This is a genomic window from Variovorax sp. 10N432 (assembly GCF_056394465.1).
Genome location: NZ_JBFTHX010000125.1, coordinates 1 through 875 on the forward strand (window position 1 = coordinate 1; position 875 = coordinate 875).

General features: G+C 66.2%; 2 protein-coding genes. Both read left to right on the forward strand.

The features are described from left to right. Positions 1-475, forward strand: a 475-nt coding sequence (locus tag AC1DF3_RS36935) for a transposase (protein ID WP_478142805.1), incomplete at its 5' end; no start/stop codon positions are given. Then, positions 451-810, forward strand: a complete 360-nt coding sequence (tnpB, locus tag AC1DF3_RS36940) for an IS66 family insertion sequence element accessory protein TnpB (RefSeq protein ID WP_478142806.1) — start codon at positions 451-453, stop codon at positions 808-810. The genes AC1DF3_RS36935 and tnpB, both read left to right, overlap by 25 nt. Positions 811-875: the final 65 nt, after the last annotated feature.

The window sequence follows — 875 nt, forward strand, 5'->3', positions numbered from 1 at the left end:
CTCCGCGCCCTCAAAGACCGAACATCAAGCAAAGCAAGAAAGGAGGAAACAGCTACAGTTATCCACAGTCGGCAACCACGATGCCGGCTCCCATCCCCGGGTCAAAGTTCAACCGRCAGGGTGGGTCAAAGTTCAACCGGCGCCGACAGTACTGGCCGCCTGCGCCGAACCCGGCGCTTCCGTCGCGGCGGTCGCGCTGTCGTTTGGGCTGAACGACAACCTCGTGCATCAATGGCGTCGCGGCCGCGGGGCGAGTCCCGCGCCATCTCCAGCAAGTGCCACCGTCGAGCGTGCGCGGGAGTTTGTCGAGTTGTCGTTGCCTGCGCCGCCGGCGGCTCCGGCGCCATCGCGCGCAGCGGCCAGTACCGAGACGATCCGACTCGAGTTCAAGCGCGGGGCCCTCGGCGTCACCGTTGCGTGGCCGGTCTCGGCGGCGGTCGACTGCGCAGCATGGCTGCGCGAGTTGTTGCGATGATCCGCATCGACGCCCTCTGGCTTTGCACCCAGCCCTTGGACATGCGTGCCGGCGCCGAGCGCCTGATGGCTCACGTCGTGCATGCCCTCGGCAGTGCTCGTGCGCACCACGGCTACTTGTTCGCCAACGTGCGGGCTACCCGCATCAAGCTGCTCGTGCACGACGGCTTCGGTGTGTGGTGTGCCGCCAGGAGGCTCAACGCCGGGCGCTTCGTGTGGCCGAGCGAGAGCAGCGCGGTGACCCCGCTGTCATTGACGCAGGCGCAGTTCGATGCGCTGGTGGTGGGACTGCCCTGGGAGCGCCTGCCAGAGATGACTGTGATCACCCGTCTATAGCCCTTCGCAGGGAGCGCGTTCACAGCGCAATTCCCAATGACGCGAAGCAGCCGGTCTTGCATGAT